Source organism: Mycobacterium paraffinicum, from assembly GCF_025822865.1.
Classification (GTDB): Bacteria; Actinomycetota; Actinomycetes; order Mycobacteriales; family Mycobacteriaceae; genus Mycobacterium; species Mycobacterium paraffinicum.
This window is the reverse complement of sequence record NZ_JACKUR010000016.1, coordinates 162967-183550: the sequence shown is the minus strand read 5'-3', so window position 1 is coordinate 183550 and position 20584 is coordinate 162967. Positions and strand designations below refer to the sequence as shown.

Below are 20584 nucleotides of genomic sequence, written 5' to 3'. Positions count from 1 at the left end.
GTCAGCCGAGGCCGGCACGCACCTGGTAGCGGCGCTCGGCGTAGGCCAGATCGTCGCGCCAGAGTCTGCCGGCCGCGAAGCGCATGAGCGGTGTGATCAGCGGCGCGCCCCGAGACGCCCGCTTGAACCCGGGGCGGTCCGAATGCGCGATGGTGGCTTCCAGCACGGCGGTTCGTGGCCGCCCGTCGGGGCCTGAACCGACCGGTGTGGCGTGGGTTTCCACGGTGCTGCCGGTCCCCTCGCCGTCGACGATGCGCATCACGATGGTGCGCGCCTCGGGGCAGCTGAACTCCGCGACAACGGGAACGCCCAGCCGTCCCATCCGGAATGTCACCGCCACCAAGAAGCGATCGATGTGTTCGGTTGGCGTGGTGAGCACTTCGAGGCGGGCGAACGAGTACGGGTGGAACCATGCGCCGTGCCAGGGGTCAAGCCGATTGGCGATGATGTCGGCGGGCTCGCACACGCCCACCATGTGGGCGACGGCGGCCAGGGTGTCACCGTCCGGCCGGGCCGGGATCACCGGCTCCTCCAACGGGGTCTCCCCACCCACGCCGTCGAGCCGCACCCAAACCAGGGTGCCGTCGTCGTGGCTGGGCAAGGGGCTCCAGCCGAATTCACCCGCGCGGCCGTCCAGGGCCAGGCCGTGCCATCGGCAGATCAGTGTGCCGCCGTGCACGGTCCCGGTGGCCAGATCGGCCCCCAGATGCGGGCAACTGCGCGGCCCGACACAAAGCCGACGTGCCTCGTCGCGCCAGGCGACGACGTCGACTCCGGCGACCCGGGCGCCGAACGGCCGCCCCGGACGCACGTCGGCGCTGCCCGCGAACGCGAACCAGTTCCCGGTGGGCCTTTTCATAGCGCGCTCCAGTGCGCCGTCGATGATGGCCGGTTGTGCGTCCCGATAGGTCGGGCGTTGCTCGGCCCACGGCGTACGCGGAATCACCTGCAACGGCCAGTCTTTGGCTCGAGTGGCCGGCAAAAGATGTTGCAGCTGTTCACGAATATTCATCGTTGGGCAGGTCCTTCGCGGCTGGCGAGCCATCGCAACAGGGGTGACCGGCCACGGGTAGGCACCGTGACCAACGGGTGACCGGCCAGCCCCCATCTTCCCAGCAAATGGTTCGCAGCGCACCACCCCGTGGTCGCGGCGCGCTCCATGAGTGCGACGGGCAAGTCGATCCGGACGGCGTCGCCGGCCAACAGCAGACCGGGCTGCGGCGTGACCACAGGGGGACGGTGCGCATAGGATCCGGGCGAAAACAGCGGGCAATCGTCGCGCTGCAGCATCCGCTCGCAAACGATTTGCGCCGCCGCGGTTTCCGGATAGATCTTGTGCAGTTGGCGCAGCATGGCGGCGCGCGACGGCTCGGCGTCCAGGGCGTAGGAGTGCAATTCGACGACGGATCCATGGCGAGCGCGTGACCATTCGGCTGCCTGAAGTTCGTAGCGCTCCAACACGCTGATGTTGTCCAGTGGTTCGTGGCCGGCCGTGCCCAGGAAGGCCGGACGTCGGGCGGTGACGGGCCGATCGAGCCACAACCGATACACGGCGAACGGCGGTGCGGTGCGCAGCTGTGCGATCTGTGCGCGCCAGTCGTCGGTGGCCAGGCCGGTCGATGCCGCGACGATGTGCTGCAGACCGGCCACGTCGGTGGCGAGCACCACGCCATCCGCCTCCACGTGGTCGCCCGAATCGGTGTGCACCCGGAACGTTTTCGACGGCCCCGTGTCGATGTGCGAGGCGCCACTGCCGAACCGGAAGCGCACGCCCCGCGCCTCGAGGTAGCGTCGCAGCGGCTCCCAGAGCGCGCGGTCGTAGTTCGACGTGGGGACGTCGAAGATCAGGCCCTCGGACGACCCGAGGAAGTAGATGTGGAACATGGTCGCCAACTCGGCCGCGGAAAGCTTCGAGGGGTCGGCGAAGAAGCTGCGGGAAAACACCTCGAAAGCCAGATGCCTTGCCGCCTCCGGGAATCGGATGCTTTTCAGGAACGTCGCGGCGTCGAAGTGGTCGAGGCGCTCATAGATTCCCGGCACCGAGACCGCCGCCAGGGGCGCGGCCGCGCGAGCGTCGATCTGCAGGAAGTCGCGGAGGCGAAAGGTCGGGCTGCGCGCCGCGAAGGCCACCGCGTTCCACGGCGGGGTCCGCGGCAGCCCCCGGAAGGTGTCGCGCCGGCCCGCCCCGTCGATCAGCGGATAGTCGGCGACGGGTGTGAGCATCCGCAACTGCGGATCGATGCGCCCAAGCAGGGACCGCAGGTTGTAATACTGCCGGAAGAACGCATGGAAGCCGCGATTCATCGCGAGGCCGGTGCCGTCGTGCTGCTCCGTCCAGCCGCCCACCCGGCCGCCGAGGTAGTGTTCGCGCTCGATCACCTCGACGGCGACGCCGCGTTCGGCCAGCCCGGTGGCGGCGGTCAGGCCCGCGATGCCGCCGCCCACGACGACCACCCGGGGTTGTGAGTCCAGCGCACTCGCATCCGGCAATCCGGTTGTCGCGGGCAGTGTTTCGCGTCGTCGATCGGTTCCGATGGCCGTCATGGCGCATCCGCGAGGAAGGTGTGCACGATGTTGGCCTCCCAGCCGGGCATCGTTTCGCTGTGCACCGCGGTGAAGCCCGCATCGGCGAGGCGGGCACGGAATCGTGCTGCGCCGTCGAACTCCAGCACGCTGCGCCACAGGTAGCGGTACAGCGCCGTGTCCCGGGTGCGCCACCACCCGGCGGGAATGATGATGCCCCAGCACACGGCGTGCCAGATTCGGGTGGCCGCCGCGGAGTCGCGCACCGAGTATTCGTGCACCGCCAGGGTGGCGCCGGGTCGCAGCAGCGTCCGGAGTTTGCGCAATTGGCCGTCCCGGTCGGCGAGGTTGCGAATCAGGTAGGCGGCCAGGATGCCGTCGAACGGTCCGGTGATGCCGTGCTCTGCCAGCTGCTCGACGGGGGTGTGCACGAACCGCACCGACGGGGGCCAGTCCTTGGCTTCCGCCGCGTGGAGCATGCCCCGCGAAGCATCGACGGCGATGATATCTGCCTCAGGTGCCACGGCGAGCAGCGCGGCCGTCGAGGCGCCGGTGCCGCACCCGACGTCGAGCAGCCGTAAGCCCTTGCCGCGGTCGCGGATTCGCATGCGGCGGGCAGAGAGCAGCAGTTGGTCGTGGTAACCGGGGCTGGCGCCGACCAGTCGGTCATAGGCAGTGGCTCCCGCATCGAAGGCGGCCGACAACTGGTCGGGGGTGGGACCCGCCTCATCGACGCGCACGTTGGCGTTCCCATCCCAGCAGCACGGCGGTGGCCAGCGCGAAGCCGAACAAGAAATCCTCGACCGGGATGTCGAACGGGAAACGCAGGCCGGTGATGTGTCGAGCGTCGTAGCTGACGATGGGGGAGCTGAGCTTGGTCAGCCAGCCGTCGACCGGGACCTGGAACCCGAGAATGATCAGCATCGACAGCCAGTAGGCCGGGCGCCGGAAGAGCCCCGTGCGCAGCACCGCCAATTCCAGTGCGATCACGGCCAATACGGCCGCCACGGCCGGAACGGTGTAGCCCACTGCCGTCATCGGCGGTTGACCCTTTCCAGAATGGTGCTGACGGCGTTGTACGTGAGCAGCGCGCAAATCGGGATGACGATGAAGAACAGCACCTCTTCGATCGGCACATGGAACGGGATGTTCAGGCCGGTGATGTAGGCGCCGTCGTAGGTCCACACGTGCGCGGCGATGGCGATCTCGTCCCAGAGCAGGAATACCGCGGCCACGGGCCACACCGCTCTCACAAGCCGCCGCCACTGCCGGTAGACGCCGGGACCGAACATCTCCAGGGGCGCGGTGATCGCCAGGCATGCGGCCAGGACCAACAGATATTGCCAACGATCGGTCATGCGGCCCCCGGGCGATCCGAAAAACCGGGCGAACCATTGCGCGCCCGCCACGACCGTATCAGCCCGATGCCGGCGACCTGCAGGCGTCGAGCCCTGCCGACCGTCGCCCGGTGATTGAACACCGCAAAGTCGCTTTCTTCGATACGGTCCAGGATTTCCGAGTACAGCGCTGCCGCGGCCGCGACGCACGGTTGCGAGCGGGGGCTGAGCATGGCGATGCCGGGAGCGGCGAAACGGTAAGTCTCCCGGGTGATCTCGTGTTGTGCCGCCAGCGCCTCCTTGACCCGCGGATCGGTGCGGCGGTGTTCGTGACACCAGGTCAACAGCTCGCGGTCGACGCCATGGGCGGCGAGTTCGTCGGCCGGCAGGTAGACCCGTTGCCGCAGCAGGTCTTCGTCGATGTCGCGAAGGAAGTTGGTGAGCTGGAATGCCCGGCCCAGCGCGGCGGCATAGGGCGCGGCCTCTTCGACCGGCACCACCGTCCCCAGCACGGGAAGTACTTGCAGCCCAATGGCTTCGGCGGAACCGCGCATGTAGAGGTTGAGCGCCTCACGGTCCGGATAGTCGGTGACCGTGAGATCCATCCGCATCGACGCCAGGAAGTCGCCGAACAACTCGGTGCCGATCCGGTACCGGCGCGCCGTGTGGGTCACCGCGGCGAGTACGGGATTGTCCAAGTGGTCTCCGCCCGCAAAGAACTGATCGGCCAGTTGCTGGAGTCGTTGGGCGCGGATGTCGGTGCGCAGCTGGGGATCCAGGTCGTCGAGGATGTCGTCGGCGTAGCGCGCGAAACCGTAAAGGGCGTGCACCGCCGGCCGTTGGTCGGGCGCCAGCAGCCGGGTGGCCAAGAAGAAGGTGCGCCCGTGCGCGGCGTTGAGCTCGCGGCAGCGCCGATACCCTGCGCGCAGGCCCGGATCATCGATTCCGGCCGCGTCCAATTCGCTGCGGATCATGTCAGCCCGGCTCCCATGTCGTGGTGTGTCGCCGTCCGGTCGGCCCGGCCGGCATTCGGGCCGGTGATGCGGTCGGCGGCGAGCCGGCCCGAGATCAGTGTGGTGGGAACACCGACACCGGGCACGGTCGATGACCCGGCGAGCACCGCGTTCTCGACGCCGCGCACCATGTTGGCCGGCCGGAACGGACCGGTCTGCCCGAAGGTGTGGGCCAGCGCGAAGGGGCTGCCCGCGGCCATGCCCTGCCGTGCCCAGTCGGCGGGTGTGACGACGTCCAATACCGTTGCATCGTCGGGTAACCCGGGCAACAATCGCGCCGCCACATCGTCGATGAGGTCGTGGACGTAGAGATCGCCGACGCTGCCCCAGTCGATGTTCCCGCGATCCAGGTTCGGTGCCGGGGCGAGCACGTACAGCAGGTCGCGCCCGTCGGGGGCCAGCGTCGGATCGGTCGCGGTGGGGCGGGTGACCAGGAGCGACGGATCTTGCATCAGCCGTCCGTCGCGGATGATGTCGGTGAACGTCTGATCCCAGGAGTCACCGAACAGGATGGTGTGATGCGCCGTGTCCGACGCGACGCGGCGGCAGCCCAGGTGAGCCACGACCGCCGAGGGCGCGTGCCGCAGCCGCACGGGCCGACGCGGTGTGCGGCCCAACAATTCGTAGGTCTTCGGCAGTTCGGTGGTCAGCACCACCGCGTCGCAGGCGATGGGGTCCAGGCGATCCGTACGCACGGCGCTGACCCGTCCTCCGACGCGGTCGAGCCCGGTCACCGTCGCGTTGTAACGGAACTCGACCCCGGCCTCGGCGGCCGCCGCGGCCAGGGCGTCGGGGAGCGCGCGAACGCCGCCACGCGGAAAGAACACGCCCGCGACGGTGTCCATGTAGGCGATGACCGCGTAGACGGCCAGAGCGTTGCGCGGCGCCACGCCGGCGTACAGCGATTGAAACGTGAAGACCCGCTGCAGCCGGGGGTCGCTGAGGTGGCGCCTGACCACGCGATCCCATTTGCGGAACCCGCCGATCGCGGCCAGCCGCGCCAACTGCGGCGTGAGCAACGACAGCGGGGAATCGAAATTGGCGGCGATGAACCCGTCGAATTCGATCCGGTACAACCGCTTCAGCCACTCGCGCAGCCTCCGGTAGCCCGCTGCCTGCCCGAAGCCAGCGAACTCTTCGATGGCGGTTGCCATCCGGTCGGGATCGGTGTGCACGTCAAGCGCGCTGCCGTCGGCGAACACCGCCCGGTAGGCCGGATCAAGCGGCAGCAGCTCCAGCCGGCCCGACCGGCTGCGGCCCACGGCCGCCAACGTCTCATCGATGATGTCCGGCATCGTGAGCACCGTCGGCCCGGTGTCGATGCGGTAGCCGTCGATGTCGAGCCGGCCGGCACGGCCGCCCGGCCACGGCTCGCGCTCGACCACCGTGACCGCCCGCCCCCGCCCGGCCAGGTGCAACGCGGCGGACAGGCCCGCCAGGCCGGCGCCGATCACCACCACGTGCTCGCTGCGTCCTTCGATGGTCCGCATATCAGCATGCTCCCAAACTTGTGGAACTCATTCGGCGCGATCCGTACAGGCGGCCGCCATTTCGTCCAGCGCGGCACGGACGGGCTCCTCGATCGGCGTGTCGCCAAGGTGTTCGCGCGCCGACGCGACCCGGTCGCTGATCATCTCCTCGATCATCGCGACGGCCCCGGTCTTGACGATCAACGCCTTCCACCGGTCGAGCGCGTCGTCGTCGAGGGCCTGGCCGTTCATCAATTCGTTCATTTCGGCGCGGGTCGCCGGATCGGCCAGCTGGTGTGCGGTCACCACGACGCTAGTTGCCTTGCGTTCCAGCAGATCTCCGGAACACGGCTTCCCCGTGGTCGCCGGCGAGCCGAAGACGCCGAGGACGTCGTCACGAAGCTGGAACGCTTCCCCGATGGCGGCGCCGTACCGGCCCAGTCGTGTCATGGTTCGATCGTCGCACCCGGACATCGCCGCGCCGATCTCCAGTGGCCGTCGCACGGTGTAGTTGCCCGACTTGCGCCGCGCCACGTCGAGTACGGCCTCCAGCGAAGGCATGTGCCGGACATCGCTCGCCAGGTCACCGAACTGACCAACCGCCAGCTCGGTGCGCATCGTGTCGTAGCGGGGCCACGCCCGCTGCAAACGCCCGGGTTCGACACCGCTTTCACGCAGCATCTGCTCGGACCAGATCAGGCAGAGGTCACCCAGCAGGATGGCGGCCGATTCACCGAAGCGCCGCGCCGAGCCGGATAATCCACGCTCGCGGTGCCATTGGGCGAATTGAACGTGTGCCGAGGGCCGCCCGCGCCGTTCGGTCGAACCGTCCATGACATCGTCCTGCAGCAGGGCAAACACGTGGAGCAGCTCGAAACTGGCGGCCGCCCGCAACGCCGCCTCGCACGGCGCGGCACCGCAGAGCCATCCCAGGTACACGAAGGTCGACCGCACGCACTTCCCGCCCGAGGCGAATGCCATCAGGATGTCGTCGGCGGCATCGATGCGCGTGTCGTTCAACTGAGAGCGTCGGGGCGCGATGAAGTCGGCGAGGCAGGCGAGAACGCCGTGCCGCACGTGCGAGCGCCATTCGTTGACGTGCTCAGTGCCCGGCCATTCCGACTCGATTGCCGGTGACTCGGTGGCGGGTGATAGCGACAAAGCACCCATCTCGGCCACACGCTCCCTCCTGGACGGCTTGGCATTCCCAGGTTAGATAGGCCCAAACACAGACGGTCATCACCGCTGCTCGGAGCGTTAATCCGGCCTCACGTCAACCCTGCGGACGCTCCGATGGGCCCCTTCTCAACCTCGGACGATCCTACCCATCACGTTCAATTACTGAAACATTAACTTACTGAAACTCGTGTACGACCGCCAGTCGGGAGCGGCGTTGTCGTGAACCGTTCTCGCTCCCTGGCGAGGTCGTCACCGAGGATCATTTCAGTCAATTAACCATTAACGAACTGAACTGTATGGCGGTTCAGGGATATGCTCACATTGTTATGGAAGCTGACGGGCAGCGCGGGAGCCGCGATGCGCTGGAGTCGCTGATCTCTGCCGATCTGCGACAGATATCAGCCGAATCCGACCAGATCGGTCGGCAGTTCGCGATGTCACATCGTCTGCGGCCCAATGACTTCCGTGCGTTGATGTATGTCATGGTGGCAGAAGGCGCCGGGCGCCCGATGACCTCGGGTGATCTCAGCCAGCGGATGGGACTGTCCGGTTCGGCCATCACCTACCTCGTCGATCGGTTGATCGATTCGGGTCACATCCGTCGCGATTCACACCCAGACGATCGTCGAAAGGTCGTCCTGCGTCATGGCGAAACCGGCCTGGCCACCGCCAGGTCCTTCTTCGGTCCGCTGGGCGCCCTCACCCGTGTCGCCCTGGCGGAGCTGCCCGATGCCGACTTGATGGCCGCCCATCGGGTGCTCGGCGCGATGATCCACGCGATGCAGCGATTCCAGGCCGACGCAAGCGGGCCTCGGCCTTGATCGGGGGACGTCCGAGCTGGCTTTTTGCCGGTTTGACGGCTTTGCCGGCGGGTACCCAGGGCTCACTAGCGTGTCCGGCAAAATCGCTCGGACTTGCGTGAGGGGTGGTGCGGCCCAATGGAAGCGGTCAGCTGCCGGTGCGGTCGCCTGGCGTTCGCGTTCGTATTTGCGGTGATGGTCGCCGGATCCCCCAGCCCGGCGAGCGCCGATCCGGCCGTCACGGTGTTTCCCGGTATGGAGATTCGGCAAGGTGACACGGTGTGCATGGTCGGTCTGGTGGAGCCCCGGTTGCGGGTCGCGGTGACCAGCGGCCAATGCGAGCGCGGAGTGTCGGAGGTTACCGACCGGGACGGAAACCCGGTGGGAACGGTGGCGCTCGCGCGCCGCCAGACCGCCGACGACACGGCGGCGAACGGCGCGATGCTCCCCGTCGAATACGAAGTCATTGCGCTTGGCGCGTACGTGACGCCCTCGGACGTGCTGCCGACCGGCCGGCAACTGAAGTCATCGCCCGGCCTGCGCGCGCAACCCGGGCTGCCGGTGTGCCAGTACCGCCGAGCGGGCGGCCAGTGGTGCGGATCGATCAGCTCCGTCAGCGGCGGCCGCTTCATCATTGCCGACGTAACCGTGGACAGCCGCGACTTCGGCGGTCCCGTTTATGCGCTGACGGACGACAACTCGGCGGTGATCGTGGGCCTGTTCGAGGGAGTGTGGGGATCGGTGCCCGAGATGGAGTCGTGGCAGGCGGTCATGCAGCAGGTCTACATCGACGGCCGCTCACAGAATCAGCAGCAACAACCGCCCGGTGAAGCGCGCATGATCGGACGTCGGCTCGCCGCGTGACCGCCTTGGCCCATTGAGGCTGGGCCAGAGGCAACGCCGCGAGCGGAACCTCGCCGCGTTTCCTTCGCCGGGAAACGGGAACCCGCCGCCGGTGAACGTTTCCGATCTTGTCGCGGCGCCCTTCCAGTGGGGCTCCGCTATCCGGGGAAAACGGTTGTTCCATCCCATCGGGGTGCTGGCGGAAGGTTTCCTCGAACGTCTCGCGCCCTCGGGCCAGGGGCTGCCCATTTCGTCGTCCGAGATCGTCGCGCGGCTGTCCAAAGCCAGCGGCACCCCGGGCGCCCTGCCGGACTTCATCGGCCTGGCCTTCCGGTCAACGCCGTCGCAGGCTCCCGGGCTGTGGGACATACTGGTCGTCTCCTCGGGCTCGGGGGTGCTTTCCCGGGCGCTGACACTGCGGCCGGCCTTCTCCTGGAGCGGTCAGACTCTGACCACCCTGATGCCGCTGCACTATCAGGGAGACAACTGGTGGCTCAGGGCCCGGATCGTGAGCGAGATCGACGGCCCCGGCTTGTCGCTGGACAGCGTCCGCAAGCGGCTCGGCCATGACAAGATCGAGGTGTCACTCGATCAGGCTTGTGGTACAGGCGATTTCACCCCGCTGGGCCGGCTCACGCTGACGGGCGTCATCGACCCCGAACGGGCGGGGGACGTATCGTTCGACCCCGTCATCAACACTCCACCCGGCGTGAGCCTGCACCCGCGGTGGCTCGCCGATCTGCGGGCCCGGGCTTATCGGCGGAGCCGTCACGGCCGAGACGCGAACTAGGGGCCGGCGCGCAGAGCGCGGTCCCGGATTCGAGGCCGTTCGTCGACGCGGTCGTGCGTGACGCATCCGCTGGGCGGCTTACGGCCCGGCCCGTGCCCGGACCCGTCACTGCAGCGTGCTGATGGTGCCGTCCGTCAAGAGTTCGGTGTAATAGCTTCCGCCCGGGTAGAAATCGGGTGTCAGTGTGCCCGCGAACATATCGGCGATCCAGCCCCGCGTCAGGCCCCATACCGCCGCGACATTGCCCGGCTTCTGACGGCCACACACCAGGTTTTCGTAAGCCGGCGACGACGGGCCGAGCGCGTCGCCGTGCGCGCCGGTGACGATCTTCACCCCATGAAATGTCCGGTCCGACAGAAACCGTTCGATCGCCTTCGTACCGAGCTGGAAAAAGTTGCACAGCAGATGGGGCGACGCCGTGGCGTAGATAGGCAGCGTGGTGCCTGCCAGACCAGCCAGCGCTTGGTCGGTATTGGAACCGAGGAACGACTTCACGCCGTCTTCGCTGACGATGCCGCGCATCTGGGCGAAGGTGTCCGGGTAGGCCGTGTGCAGGCGCTCGGCGACGTATTCGACGGCCTCGGCCCCTGCCGAATGCCCCACGAATACCAACTTCTCGGGTAGCGGCGTGACAGATCGGCCGGCCTTGGCGGCCGCCATCGCGAAGGACGACGCCAACGCGCCATTCGGATCGTCTTTGTGGGCAAGGACATCGGCGATGTTGTTCAGGAAGCCGGTGTTGTCAATGAGGTGCTCCACCGTGCAGCCGAAGGGGTTGACGGTGGACAGCTTGGTGGCCATCACGAGGTAGCCGCTGGTGGCAACCTCGGCGGCGAAGGCGGACCAGACCTTCGCGCCCTCGACGAAGCCGTGCTGCAGCCAGACCAATCCCAGCGGCGGCGTGCTCGGGAAATACCATGTGGTCGGAACCGGCCGGGTCTCGGTTGCGCATGCGACGTCGGTCGTGCTGTCCGCTTCCGTGGATTCGGCTCGGGCCTGGCGCGGGGCAAGCAGCACGGCGGCCACCGCGACGATGCACATTGCGGCCGCGCTGGTGCGAAGGGCGCGCCGGACCAGCGCACCGGAGATCATTAAGAAATTGAATCATTTAGTCGCGCGGATCGGGCTTGATCAGGCCCAGATGCGGTAGGTCTTGTCCTCAGCCGCCGCGCCCGAGCAGGTGACGCAGGGCCTGGTCGAGGTCTGGCTGGCGAAACCGGTGCCCGGCGGCGGTCAGCTTTTGCGGGGCCACTCGCTGATTTGCGCACGCGAGCTCGCGGGCGCCCTGCTCGCCGAGCAACAACCGAGGCCCTAGCGCCGGCACCGGCAACACCGCGGGCCGGTGCACGACGTGAGCCAGGGTGGCGGTGTATTCGCTGTTGCGAACCGGTTGAGGGGCAACCGCGTTCACGGGTCCCGCCAGCGCTTCGTCCCATAGGGCGCGGTGGTAGATGTCGACCAGGTCGTCGATCCCGATCCACGAGAGCCATTGGCTGCCGTCGCCGAGCCGGCCACCCAGTCCGGCGCTGAACAATGGACGCATCAGCTTCAGCGTGCCGCCGCGTGGGGATTGCACGATGCCGGTGCGCACCTGCACCACCCGCATCCCGGCCTGTGCCGCGGGTGCGGTCGCCGCCTCCCAATCCGCCACGACATCGGCCAGGAAGCCCTCGCCGCGGTCGCTGTCCTCGGTCAGGATGTCATCACCGCGGTCGTATCCGTAGTACCCGATCGCCGACGCCGAGATGAACACGGCCGGCCGCCTTGGGCCGCGGCCCACAGCTTCAGCCAGCCGGCGCGTCGGGCCAATCCTGCTGTCGCGGATGGCCTGTCGATGCTTCTCGGTGAACCGGCCGGCGATCGAGGCGCCCGCCAGATGGATGACCGCGTCAACCTGATCGAACAGTCCCGGGTCGGGGTGGTCGGGATTCCACTGCCGCTCGCCGTCGGTCCGCGGGGCGTGGCGAACCAACCGGACGACACGATGGCCGCCGGTGCTCAGAAACGCCGTCAACGCCGACCCCACCAACCCCGACGCACCGGTGATCGCGACCGTCGCAGGTGCCAGCCCGTTCTCGGCGGCCAGCCGGTGCGCGGCCAGATCGTCGGCCAGCTGACGGTGCCGGTAGACGAACATGGGGCGCAGCAACGACCCGGGCACCGGCGTGTCGACCCGGTCGATGACCCTGGTGCGGCCGTCGCCGACGTCTTCGAAGTCGTGGGTGTGCTGCCAGCGCACCGCCATTCGTGCCGGCAGCGCGGCCAGGCCGTCGCCACCGATCGCGTCGACGAAGCGCCGCGGCGGGTCGTAGCCCCCCGCCTGGTGGACGGCCACCCAGCGCAGGCCACCCGGTAGCGCCAGCGTCGCCCGACCGTCCTTCAGTGACGAGGCCTCGGTGACCAGTCGCATCGGCTGCCACGGCGGCGAGAGCCGGGCGAACGCGCCAGGGCGCGCGTGCCAGGCGAAGACGTCGGCGATCGGCGCGTCGACCACGCTCGAATATTCCAACCCCATACTGCAGGTTAGCGGTTCGGCAGGGGGTTCTCGATGATGGGCATGCGCGCCAGCGGCTGCCGTTCGGCGCGCTTGGCCGCCAGATACACCTGCGCGGTCTCGCCGGCCACCGTCTTCCAGTCGAAGTCGGAGGTGAGTCGCTCCCGGGCGGCGCGGGCGCGGCGCTGAGCGGCAGCCGGATCGTCGAGCACGATCCGCACGGCCGAGGCCAGCCCGGTGATGTCGCGGGGCGCACAAGACACCCCGGTCCGGCCGTTGATCACCGCCTCGCCCAGGCCGCCGATGTTCGACGTCACGAGCGGAGTGCCCGCGGCGGCGGCCTCCAGCGCGACGATCCCGAACGGCTCGTAGTGGCTGGGCAGCACCGCGACGTCGGCCCGATGCAGCACCGCGAGCAGCTCGGCGTGGTCGAGGTGCCCCGCGAACCGAGTTGCCTTGAGCACGCGGTGCTTTCGGGCCTGCTCGACCAGCCAATCCTGCTGGGTGCCCTCCCCGGCGATGGTCAATGTGGTCCCGGGATGGGTGCGCCTGATCCGCGGCAGGGCGGCGATGACGTCGTGCACGCCCTTCTCGTACTCCAGCCGCCCGAGGTAGAGCAGTTCGGCGGGTCCGGTGCGCGCTCGCCGCTCGGCGAACGGCCAGCGCGCGGCGTCGATACCGTTGCGGATGACCGTGATTCCGGCCAGGCCGGGACCGAACAGTTCGGTGATCTCGTCGCCCATTGACGCCGAACACGTGATCAGCGAATCGGATTCGCGCACCAGCCACGACTCCAGGGCGTGCACCTGACGACTGATGGCGCCGGATATCCAGCCGGAATGCCGTCCGGCCTCGGTGGCGTGAATGGTGGAAACCATTGGCACGTCGTAGAACTGGGCGAGTGTGATCGCGGGATGGGCCACCAGCCAATCGTGCGCGTGCACGACGTCCGGACGCCACGACCGGGTGGTGCCCCGCTTCTTCAGCGACAGCCCGGCGCGGATCATGGAATGGCCCATCGCCAGCGTCCACGCCATCATGTCGGTGCCGAACGAGAATTCGTGCGGGTCCTGGGCGGCCGCGATCACCCGGACACCGTCGGCCACCTCGTCGGACGACGGGTGCGTGCTGGGGTCGGTGCCCGTGGGGTGGCGGGACAGCACGACGACCTCGTGGCCGGCTGCGGCCAGCGCGGTCGACAGGTGATGCACGTGCCTGCCGAGCCCGCCGATCACCACCGGCGGGTACTCCCACGACACCATCAGGATTTTCACGGTGTCGCCCGGCTCATCGGGGCAGCCTTCGCGCGTCCAGTGCGCCGAAAAGTCCATCGGCGCGGTTCCATCCGTCCGCAAGTCGCCCGGCGGCGTCGCGCCGGCCGGACGCCAGCGCGCCCGCGATCTCGCGGGTGGCGTGGGCGTGCAGGTGGGCGCGGTAGCGCGCGTAGTCGGCGGCCGAGTCCTTGCTCACCATGAACGGCCAGTCGCTGGAGACGGTGAGCAGGGTCTCGCGCAGGATCTGGTCGGCGACGTGGTCGCGCGGGAGCGGCCCGTCCAGCGACGCCCGCTGCGACAGCGCCTTGTCGACGGTGCTGAGCGCCATGTCGACCACCTCGTTGTTGAGCTGGACGAGATCGGCCACCTTGTCGCCGGCCCACACCTGCCAGTCCTTGCCCGAACCCCACGAACCGGGTGGCAATTGCACCGCGCGCCCAACGAATCCGTCCGCGATGGCGTCGTCCAACGTTCCCACCCGCACACCGGCGGCGGGCAGTTCGCGCAGCACCCGCTGCAGCCAGGTGGGGCCCTCGTACCACCAGTGGCCGAACAGTTCGGTGTCGAAGGCGGCGACCACGTGGGCGGGCCGCCCGATCCGCTCGGATTCGCTCGTCAGCCGGTTGCGGACCACGTCGACGAAGTCGGCGACATGGCTGTCGACCGCATGGTCGGCGCGCTCGGGATCGTAGGGCGCCTTGGCCTCCGACGGCACGTTGCGGCCGGTCACCCGCGCCGGCTTGAGCCCGGTGAGGTGGTCGTAGGTGTGGAAGTCGCGGTAGGCGGCGTGCCCCGGGTAGCCCGATTTCGGTGACCACACCCGATAGCTGACCTGCAGGTCGCGCCCGAACGCGACCACGTCGGTGTCGCCGACCGGCCGGCCCAGCGCGGTATCGCCGTGCAGCGAAGGGCCGTCGACCATGAAGTGCGTGACGGCCGCGGCGGCGTAGTCGTGCTCGAGGCCGGGCGCGTAGGCACATTCGGGCGCCCAGATTCCGCGCGGGCGATGCGCCATCCGCTGCTGGGGATCGGCCAGCCCCTCGCGCAGGGCGAACTCGCGTAGCCGCGGCGCGAGCAGCGGTTGGAACGGGTGGGCCAGCGGGCCGCCGAGCAACTCCACGGTGCCCGCGTCGATCAGGCCCCGCAACAGTGGACTACCGCCGTGCCGCCAGTGGGTGGCAAATTCGTCCAACGCCCGATCCGCCTCGGCGCATTCGCGAATACCCAAGTCGCGCAACGCTTCCGGCGTGCATGACGCGAAGCCGGCGGACTTCGAACGGGGAGCGGACCGCACGCTGGCGGCCTCGGCCGCTCGCAGCCGCCAGTTGGCCAGCCAGTGCTGCATGCCATCGAGGCAGTACGGGTCGTCGAGCTGCGCGTTGACCACCGGAGTGACGCCGAGCGTGACCAACCCCTGGCGGTCCTCGTCGGCCAGCGTGGTCAGCACCCGCATCAGCGGCAGGTAGGACGCCGCCCAGGATTGGTAGAGCCACTCCTCGCCGACCGGCCAGCGCCCATGATGTGCCAGCCACGGCAGGTGGGTGTGCAGGACCAGGGTGAACATGCCGGGCACCCGGTCGTGCGAATTACTCACGGCGCTACCGCAATTGCGATCAGATCCAGGCTGTCGTCGATGTCACGGCAGCCGCTTTCCAGTATCTCGAAGTCGTCACACGTCACCGCGGCGACGTCGGCGGCCAGCTCGGCCGGCCAGGGTGCGCCGGCCATCGCGAGGCCGATCTGCGCCTCGATGATCGAGCCGCCGTGGCGGGCGTCCAGCTCCCGCAGCCGCGGACCATGGAACACCCCGCTGACCGAAACCTCGCGGAAGCCCGCATCGACCAGCAACTCGGTCAGCTCGCCGGCGTTGAGTTCGCGGGTGTGGAACGGGTTGATCGGGGTGTCGCGGCCGGGGGAGAAGGTGATCCGGTTGGGTGTGGACACCATCAGCAACCCGCCGCGCCGCAGCACCCGCACGCACTCCGTCACGAATTGTGCTTGATCCCACAGGTGCTCGATGACTTGGAAGTTGACCACAATATCCACCGACGCGTCGGGCAGTGGCAGCTCGGCCAGGTTCGCCCGCATCGCCTCTACCCGCGGGTAGCGCGCGCGCACGTGTGCCACCGCGGCCTCGTCGTAATCCACGGCAACCACCCGGCGAGCGACGTCCGCGATCAGATCGGCGCCGTAGCCCTCGCCGCAGCCCGCCTCGAGCACCTCGCGGCCCGCGCAGCGCCCGGCCAACCGCTGGTAAACCACCTGATGGCGGCGAAACCAGTAGTTTTCGACGTCCAGATCCGGGATGGTGCGCTCGCCCGTCAACGTCAGCACGGAGTCAGCCGACGGCGGGGGATCACCGGGGCTGCTTCGGGGGACGTCGGGGACGGTTGCGCTCATCGCATAGGCAGGCTAACGCGAAGTGTCGGATTCGCGAACCGCGAACCGGGCGCCCCCGGGCCGCCGAGGGCAGACACGCCGCAAGAACGTGCAGTACGACCCGCTATGGTGTGAATGCAGGCTGCACAAAGTTACCGAGTAGTAACACGACCGTGCGCTGCTAAACGCGTACTGAAAGTCTCGTGGTCGAATGCTGCGAGGCTCCTTCAATAGGAGGACGAACCACACTCATGACGAACATCGTGGTCCTGATCAAGCAGGTCCCAGACACCTGGTCGGAGCGCAAGCTGAACGACGGCGATTACACGCTGGACCGCGAGGCTGCCGACGCGGTGCTGGACGAGATCAATGAGCGCGCCGTCGAAGAGGCCTTGCAGATCCGCGAGCGGGAGGGCGGCGACGGTTCGGTGACCGTGCTGACGGCGGGCCCCGAACGCGCCACCGAGGCGATCCGCAAGGCGCTGTCGATGGGCGCCGATAAGGCCGTCCACCTCAAGGACGACGGCATGCGCGGTTCCTGCGTAGTGCAAACCGCATGGGCGCTGGCGCGCGCCCTGGGCACCATCGAGGGCACCGAGCTCGTCATCGCCGGTAACGAATCGACCGACGGCTCCGGCGGCGCTGTGCCGGCCATCATCGCCGAGTACCTGGGCCTGCCGCAGCTGACCCACCTGCGCAAGCTGTCCATCGAGGGCGGCAAGATCACCGGCGAACGCGAGACCGACGACGGCGTGTTCACGCTCGAGGCGTCGTTGCCCGCGGTGGTGAGCGTGACCGAGAAGATCAACGAGCCGCGCTTCCCGTCCTTCAAGGGCATCATGGCCGCCAAGAAGAAAGAGGTCACGGTGCTGACCCTCGCCGAGATCGGCGTCGAAAGCGACGAGGTCGGGCTTCAGAACGCCGGGTCGACGGTGCTGTCGTCGACGCCGAAGCCGCCGAAGACCGCGGGTGAGAAGGTCACCGACGAGGGTGAGGGCGGAAGCCAGATCTCCCAGTACCTGGTTGGCCAGAAGATCATCTAGACGAGCACCCATCCCACAGACGAGAAGAGCGAAGAAACCATGGCTGAAGTTTTGGTGCTCGTTGAGCACGCCGAAGGCGCACTGAAGAAAGTCACCTCCGAATTGATCACCGCCGCCCGCGCACTGGGCGATCCGGCCGCCGTCGTCGTCGGCAAGCCCGGAACGGCCGCGCCGCTGGTGGACGGGTTGAAGGAGGCGGGTGCCGCCAAGATCTACGTCGCCGAGTCCGACGACGCCGAGAACTACCTGATCACGCCGGTGGTCGACGTGCTCGCCGCGCTGGCCGAGTCGAACGCGCCCGCCGCCGTCCTGCTGTCCGCCAACGCGGACGGCAAGGAGATCGCGGGCCGCCTCGCCGCCCGGATCGGATCCGGCCTGCTGGTCGACGTGGTCGGCGTCCAGGAAGGCAACAAGGCGGTGCACTCCATCTTCGGTGGGGCGTTCACCGTCGAGTCGCAGGCCAACGGCGACACCCCGGTCATCACGGTGCGCGGTGGCGCCATCGACGCCGAGCCGCAGGCCGGCGCCGGCGAGCAGGTGACCGTCGAGGTGCCCGCGCCCGCCGAGAACGCCACCAAGATCACGGCCCGCGAACCGGCGGTCGCCGGTGACCGGCCGGAGCTCACCGAGGCCACCATCGTGGTCTCCGGTGGTCGCGGGGTCGGCAGCGCGGAGAACTTCAGCGTGGTCGAGGCCCTGGCCGACTCGCTGGGTGGCGCCGTCGGCGCGTCGCGCGCCGCGGTCGACTCCGGTTACTACCCGGGCCAGTTCCAGGTCGGCCAGACCGGCAAGACGGTGTCGCCGCAGCTCTACATCGCGCTGGGCATCTCGGGAGCCATCCAGCACCGCGCTGGCATGCAGACGTCCAAGACCATCGTCGCGGTCAACAAGGACGAAGAGGCGCCCATCTTCGAGATCGCCGACTACGGCGTGGTGGGCGACCTGTTCAAGGTCGCCCCGCAGCTGACCGACGCCATCAAGGCGCGCAAGGGCTGAGTCGCTTAGCCGAAGAGCCCCCGACACCAACGTGCCGGGGGCTCTTGCGTATTGGGGGGACTGGCGCGCCGGCCAGCATTGCGTCGATGCGCCGCAGCGCGATTGCGCACACCGTCAGATAGGGCGGTTGTCAATCGGCCGTGGAGCGCCGGCGCCCGCCCGGCTCGCCGCGGCGGCCGCCGAAGCTTCGCGCGTGACCCGCGCGCGTTCGCGGGCCGCGCGGGCCGACTCGCGGCCCTCCCGCGCCCGCGCGACGGCGTCGCCGAAGCCCGGCGCGGTCACCGTCTGCTCGGCGGCACGGCGCCGGGCGCCGGCGCGGTGGGACTTCTGCCGGCAGGCCCCACTGCAAAAGCGTGCGTCGGCGCGGCCGTAAAAAGCCGTGCCGCACTCCCAACACTGCAAGCGGCGCGCGGCCATAACGACATGTTACGGATATTCGTAACGCTTAGCAACATCAAAACTTTCGAGTTTTGGGCTGCTAGAGTTGCTTCTACCGGCGAAGCAACGCCCGCCCCCATGGTGAATTGGCCAGCCCAGCAAACATTTTCAGTCGGGGGCTTCGACTTAGCTCCCCGGCAGCCGGGCACCCGTCTGGGAGAGGTCGGAAGATGCGCGTAGACGAGGGTAAATCGGCTTTCGGGTTGCGTAGCCCCGAGTATCTGAGCCGGATGCACGAGCAACTCGACGAGCTGGTCGCTGAGCGTCAGCAGATGGGACAGCTGCTGCAAGTAGCCATCGAGATCGGCTCCGATCTCGAACTCGACGCGGTGTTGCACCGCATCTTGGCCGCCGCGATAGGAATGACCGGCGCCCGTTACGGAGCCATCGGGGTGTGGAGTTCGGAGGGGACCCTGGCGTCCTTCGTGCACAGCGGCATGGATCCCGACACGGTGGGGTTGGTCGGGCATCTGCCGGTAGGCAAAGGGGTGCTCGGCGCCCTGCGCGACCGCACCGAGCCGCTGCGCCTGGCGCAGCTGTCCGACCATCCGGCCGCCGTTGGATTCCCCGAGCACCACCCACCGATGGGCGCCTTCCTGGGAATGCCCGTGATCATCCGCGGCGCGGTGTTCGGCAGCCTGTATGTCACCGACGATCGGCCCGGGCGTGCCTTCAGCGAGGCCGACGAGGTCACGGTGCGGGCGCTCGCATCGGCGGCATCGGTGGCCATCGACAACGCCCGGCTGTTCGACCGGGTCCGTGCGGGCGCCCGGTGGACCGACGCGAGTCGCGAGATCAGCACCGCCCTGCTCTCGGAGTCGCACCCGGATACGCCGCCGCTGCAACTGATCGCCGAATGGGCGGCGGAGCTGACGGATGCCGAGCAGGCGATCGTCCTGGTGCCGGCCGACCCGGATCAATCCAGCGAGGATGTAGACCGCTTGGTGGTGTCCGCAGCGGTCGGCTTGCACGCCAATGAGGTTGTGGGACAAGAGGTTCCAGTACGAGGATCCACCACCGGCGAGGTGTTCCGGTCCGGCCGCCCCCTGCTCACCGAGACGTTCCGCCGTCCCATCCCGGCGTTCACCGATGTCGGCGAGCGACCCGCGATCTTGGTGCCGCTTCGATCCGACCAGCAGACGCTGGGCGTGATCGTGGTCGCCCGCAACACCGACGCGCAACCCTTCGACGAAGAGCATCTCGACCTCGTTCGCGACTTCGGCGATCATGCCGCGATCGCCCTCACGCTGGCCACCGAACGACGCAACTCGAGGGATCTGAACGTGTTGGTCGACCGGGAACGCATCGCCCGCGATCTGCACGACCAGGTGATCAGCCGCGTCTTCGCCGTCGGCATGGAACTGCAGGGCGTCGTCGCGCGCCTCCGCTCACCGCAACTCGCGGTGCGGGTGACCCAATCGGTGGACGAGTTGCAGGCCGTCATCGGCGACATCCGGCGCACGGTCTTCGATCTGCAGCACCCACCGGCGCGGCGGCGCAGTCTTGCCGAGCGCGTTCAGGACGCGTTCGCGCGCCTCACCGACGATGACAACGAGGGAACGACGCTGCGCATGGCTGGGACGATGACCGCGGTCAGCGACGAACTCGCCGAACATGCCGAAGCCGTCGTCTGCGAAGCGCTCGGCAATGCGGTGCGGCATTCGTGCGCCGCGACCATCGCCGTCGAGGTCAGCGTCACCGATGAGCTGCTCATCGAGATCACCGACGACGGGCGGGGCGCCGCCCTGGATCGGCAGTCCCGCGGTCTGGACGAAATCACTCGCCGCGCCAAAGACCTCGGCGGCGATTGCGCGATCACCAATCCGGCCGGGGGCGGCACCCGGGTGCGCTGGAGCGCGCCACTGCAGAATCACTGACCCCGTATGCGGTCGGTGATGGCCGGCTAGCCAATTGTTTTCCCAGCCGTTGAACAGCTGTTTCCTTGCCCCGGTTTTCGCCACAGTTCGTCATCTGACGTGCACCGACATGTCACAGCCCCGATGCCG

Annotated in this window: 20 protein-coding genes; 6 read left to right on the top strand and 14 right to left on the bottom strand. The window is 68.4% G+C overall.

Annotation, left to right across the window (positions count from 1 at the left end):
* Position 1 precedes the first annotated feature (1 nt).
* The 8 genes from H7J89_RS06060 to H7J89_RS06025 are packed head-to-tail and all read right to left on the bottom strand — an operon-like array spanning position 2 to position 7512.
* Entirely contained in the window at positions 2-1012 is a 1011-nt protein-coding gene (locus H7J89_RS06060; RefSeq protein WP_264037498.1) for a DUF5914 domain-containing protein, read from the bottom strand.
* A complete protein-coding gene (locus H7J89_RS06055; protein WP_264037491.1) occupies positions 1009-2544 on the bottom strand; it encodes an FAD-dependent oxidoreductase in 1536 nt (511 codons plus the stop codon). Before H7J89_RS06055 ends, H7J89_RS06060 begins: the two co-directional genes overlap by 4 nt.
* Positions 2541-3263 carry a class I SAM-dependent methyltransferase gene (locus H7J89_RS06050; protein WP_264037482.1) on the bottom strand — a complete coding sequence of 241 codons (723 nt, stop codon included), beginning with the start codon at positions 3261-3263 and terminating at the stop codon, positions 2541-2543. Before H7J89_RS06050 ends, H7J89_RS06055 begins: the two co-directional genes overlap by 4 nt.
* On the bottom strand, positions 3250-3561 hold the full coding sequence (locus tag H7J89_RS06045; protein WP_264037474.1) for a lycopene cyclase domain-containing protein: 312 nt from the start codon (positions 3559-3561) through the stop codon (positions 3250-3252). The genes H7J89_RS06050 and H7J89_RS06045 overlap by 14 nt, the downstream gene beginning before the upstream one ends.
* Entirely contained in the window at positions 3558-3881 is a 324-nt protein-coding gene (locus tag H7J89_RS06040; RefSeq protein WP_264037465.1) for a lycopene cyclase domain-containing protein, read from the bottom strand. The genes H7J89_RS06045 and H7J89_RS06040 overlap by 4 nt, the downstream gene beginning before the upstream one ends.
* Positions 3878-4834 (bottom strand): phytoene/squalene synthase family protein, encoded by a 957-nt coding sequence (locus tag H7J89_RS06035; protein ID WP_264037456.1) that lies wholly within the window; start codon positions 4832-4834, stop codon positions 3878-3880. The genes H7J89_RS06040 and H7J89_RS06035 overlap by 4 nt, the downstream gene beginning before the upstream one ends.
* Entirely contained in the window at positions 4831-6363 is a 1533-nt protein-coding gene (crtI, locus tag H7J89_RS06030) for a phytoene desaturase family protein (protein ID WP_264037449.1), read from the bottom strand. The genes H7J89_RS06035 and crtI overlap by 4 nt, the downstream gene beginning before the upstream one ends.
* A gap of 27 nt (positions 6364-6390) precedes the next feature.
* Complete coding sequence (locus H7J89_RS06025) at positions 6391-7512, bottom strand: polyprenyl synthetase family protein (protein ID WP_264040128.1); 1122 nt, start codon at positions 7510-7512, stop codon at positions 6391-6393.
* A gap of 335 nt (positions 7513-7847) precedes the next feature.
* Here H7J89_RS06025 and H7J89_RS06020 point away from each other — a divergent pair, with 335 nt between their 5' ends.
* The 3 genes from H7J89_RS06020 to H7J89_RS06010 all read left to right on the top strand — a co-directional run bounded on the left by H7J89_RS06020 (position 7848) and on the right by H7J89_RS06010 (position 9954).
* On the top strand, positions 7848-8342 hold the full coding sequence (locus H7J89_RS06020; RefSeq protein WP_264037443.1) for a MarR family winged helix-turn-helix transcriptional regulator: 495 nt from the start codon (positions 7848-7850) through the stop codon (positions 8340-8342).
* 117 nt (positions 8343-8459) lie between these two features.
* Positions 8460-9185 carry an Rv1815 family serine proteinase gene (locus H7J89_RS06015; RefSeq protein ID WP_264037440.1) on the top strand — a complete coding sequence of 242 codons (726 nt, stop codon included), beginning with the start codon at positions 8460-8462 and terminating at the stop codon, positions 9183-9185.
* Positions 9186-9276: 91 nt separating this feature from the next.
* The gene (locus tag H7J89_RS06010) at positions 9277-9954 is read left to right on the top strand and encodes a phosphodiesterase (RefSeq protein WP_264037436.1); all 678 of its coding nucleotides are present in this window, start codon (positions 9277-9279) and stop codon (positions 9952-9954) included.
* A gap of 105 nt (positions 9955-10059) precedes the next feature.
* Here H7J89_RS06010 and H7J89_RS06005 read toward each other — a convergent pair whose 3' ends face one another.
* From H7J89_RS06005 to H7J89_RS05985, 5 genes are all read right to left on the bottom strand, one after another.
* A complete protein-coding gene (locus H7J89_RS06005) occupies positions 10060-10995 on the bottom strand; it encodes a hypothetical protein (protein WP_264037432.1) in 936 nt (311 codons plus the stop codon).
* 118 nt (positions 10996-11113) lie between these two features.
* Positions 11114-12469 carry a TIGR01777 family oxidoreductase gene (locus tag H7J89_RS06000; protein ID WP_264037429.1) on the bottom strand — a complete coding sequence of 452 codons (1356 nt, stop codon included), beginning with the start codon at positions 12467-12469 and terminating at the stop codon, positions 11114-11116.
* Between the two features lie 8 nt (positions 12470-12477).
* Entirely contained in the window at positions 12478-13722 is a 1245-nt protein-coding gene (locus H7J89_RS05995; RefSeq protein WP_264040120.1) for a glycosyltransferase family 4 protein, read from the bottom strand.
* Positions 13723-13735: 13 nt separating this feature from the next.
* A complete protein-coding gene (locus tag H7J89_RS05990) occupies positions 13736-15286 on the bottom strand; it encodes a 1,4-alpha-glucan branching protein domain-containing protein (RefSeq protein ID WP_264040114.1) in 1551 nt (516 codons plus the stop codon).
* Between the two features lie 26 nt (positions 15287-15312).
* Positions 15313-16122 (bottom strand): class I SAM-dependent methyltransferase, encoded by an 810-nt coding sequence (locus H7J89_RS05985; RefSeq protein WP_264037427.1) that lies wholly within the window; start codon positions 16120-16122, stop codon positions 15313-15315.
* Positions 16123-16352: 230 nt separating this feature from the next.
* Between H7J89_RS05985 and H7J89_RS05980 the strand changes: the two genes are divergently transcribed.
* A complete protein-coding gene (locus H7J89_RS05980; protein WP_264037425.1) occupies positions 16353-17144 on the top strand; it encodes an electron transfer flavoprotein subunit beta/FixA family protein in 792 nt (263 codons plus the stop codon).
* 39 nt (positions 17145-17183) lie between these two features.
* Entirely contained in the window at positions 17184-18140 is a 957-nt protein-coding gene (locus tag H7J89_RS05975; RefSeq protein ID WP_264037423.1) for an electron transfer flavoprotein subunit alpha/FixB family protein, read from the top strand.
* A 114-nt stretch (positions 18141-18254) separates the two neighbouring features.
* On the opposite strand, the gene H7J89_RS05970 is transcribed toward H7J89_RS05975, so the two are convergent.
* On the bottom strand, positions 18255-18557 hold the full coding sequence (locus H7J89_RS05970; protein WP_264037421.1) for a hypothetical protein: 303 nt from the start codon (positions 18555-18557) through the stop codon (positions 18255-18257).
* A 251-nt stretch (positions 18558-18808) separates the two neighbouring features.
* Between H7J89_RS05970 and H7J89_RS05965 the strand changes: the two genes are divergently transcribed.
* The gene (locus tag H7J89_RS05965; protein WP_264040106.1) at positions 18809-20455 is read left to right on the top strand and encodes a GAF domain-containing sensor histidine kinase; all 1647 of its coding nucleotides are present in this window, start codon (positions 18809-18811) and stop codon (positions 20453-20455) included.
* Positions 20456-20584: the final 129 nt, after the last annotated feature.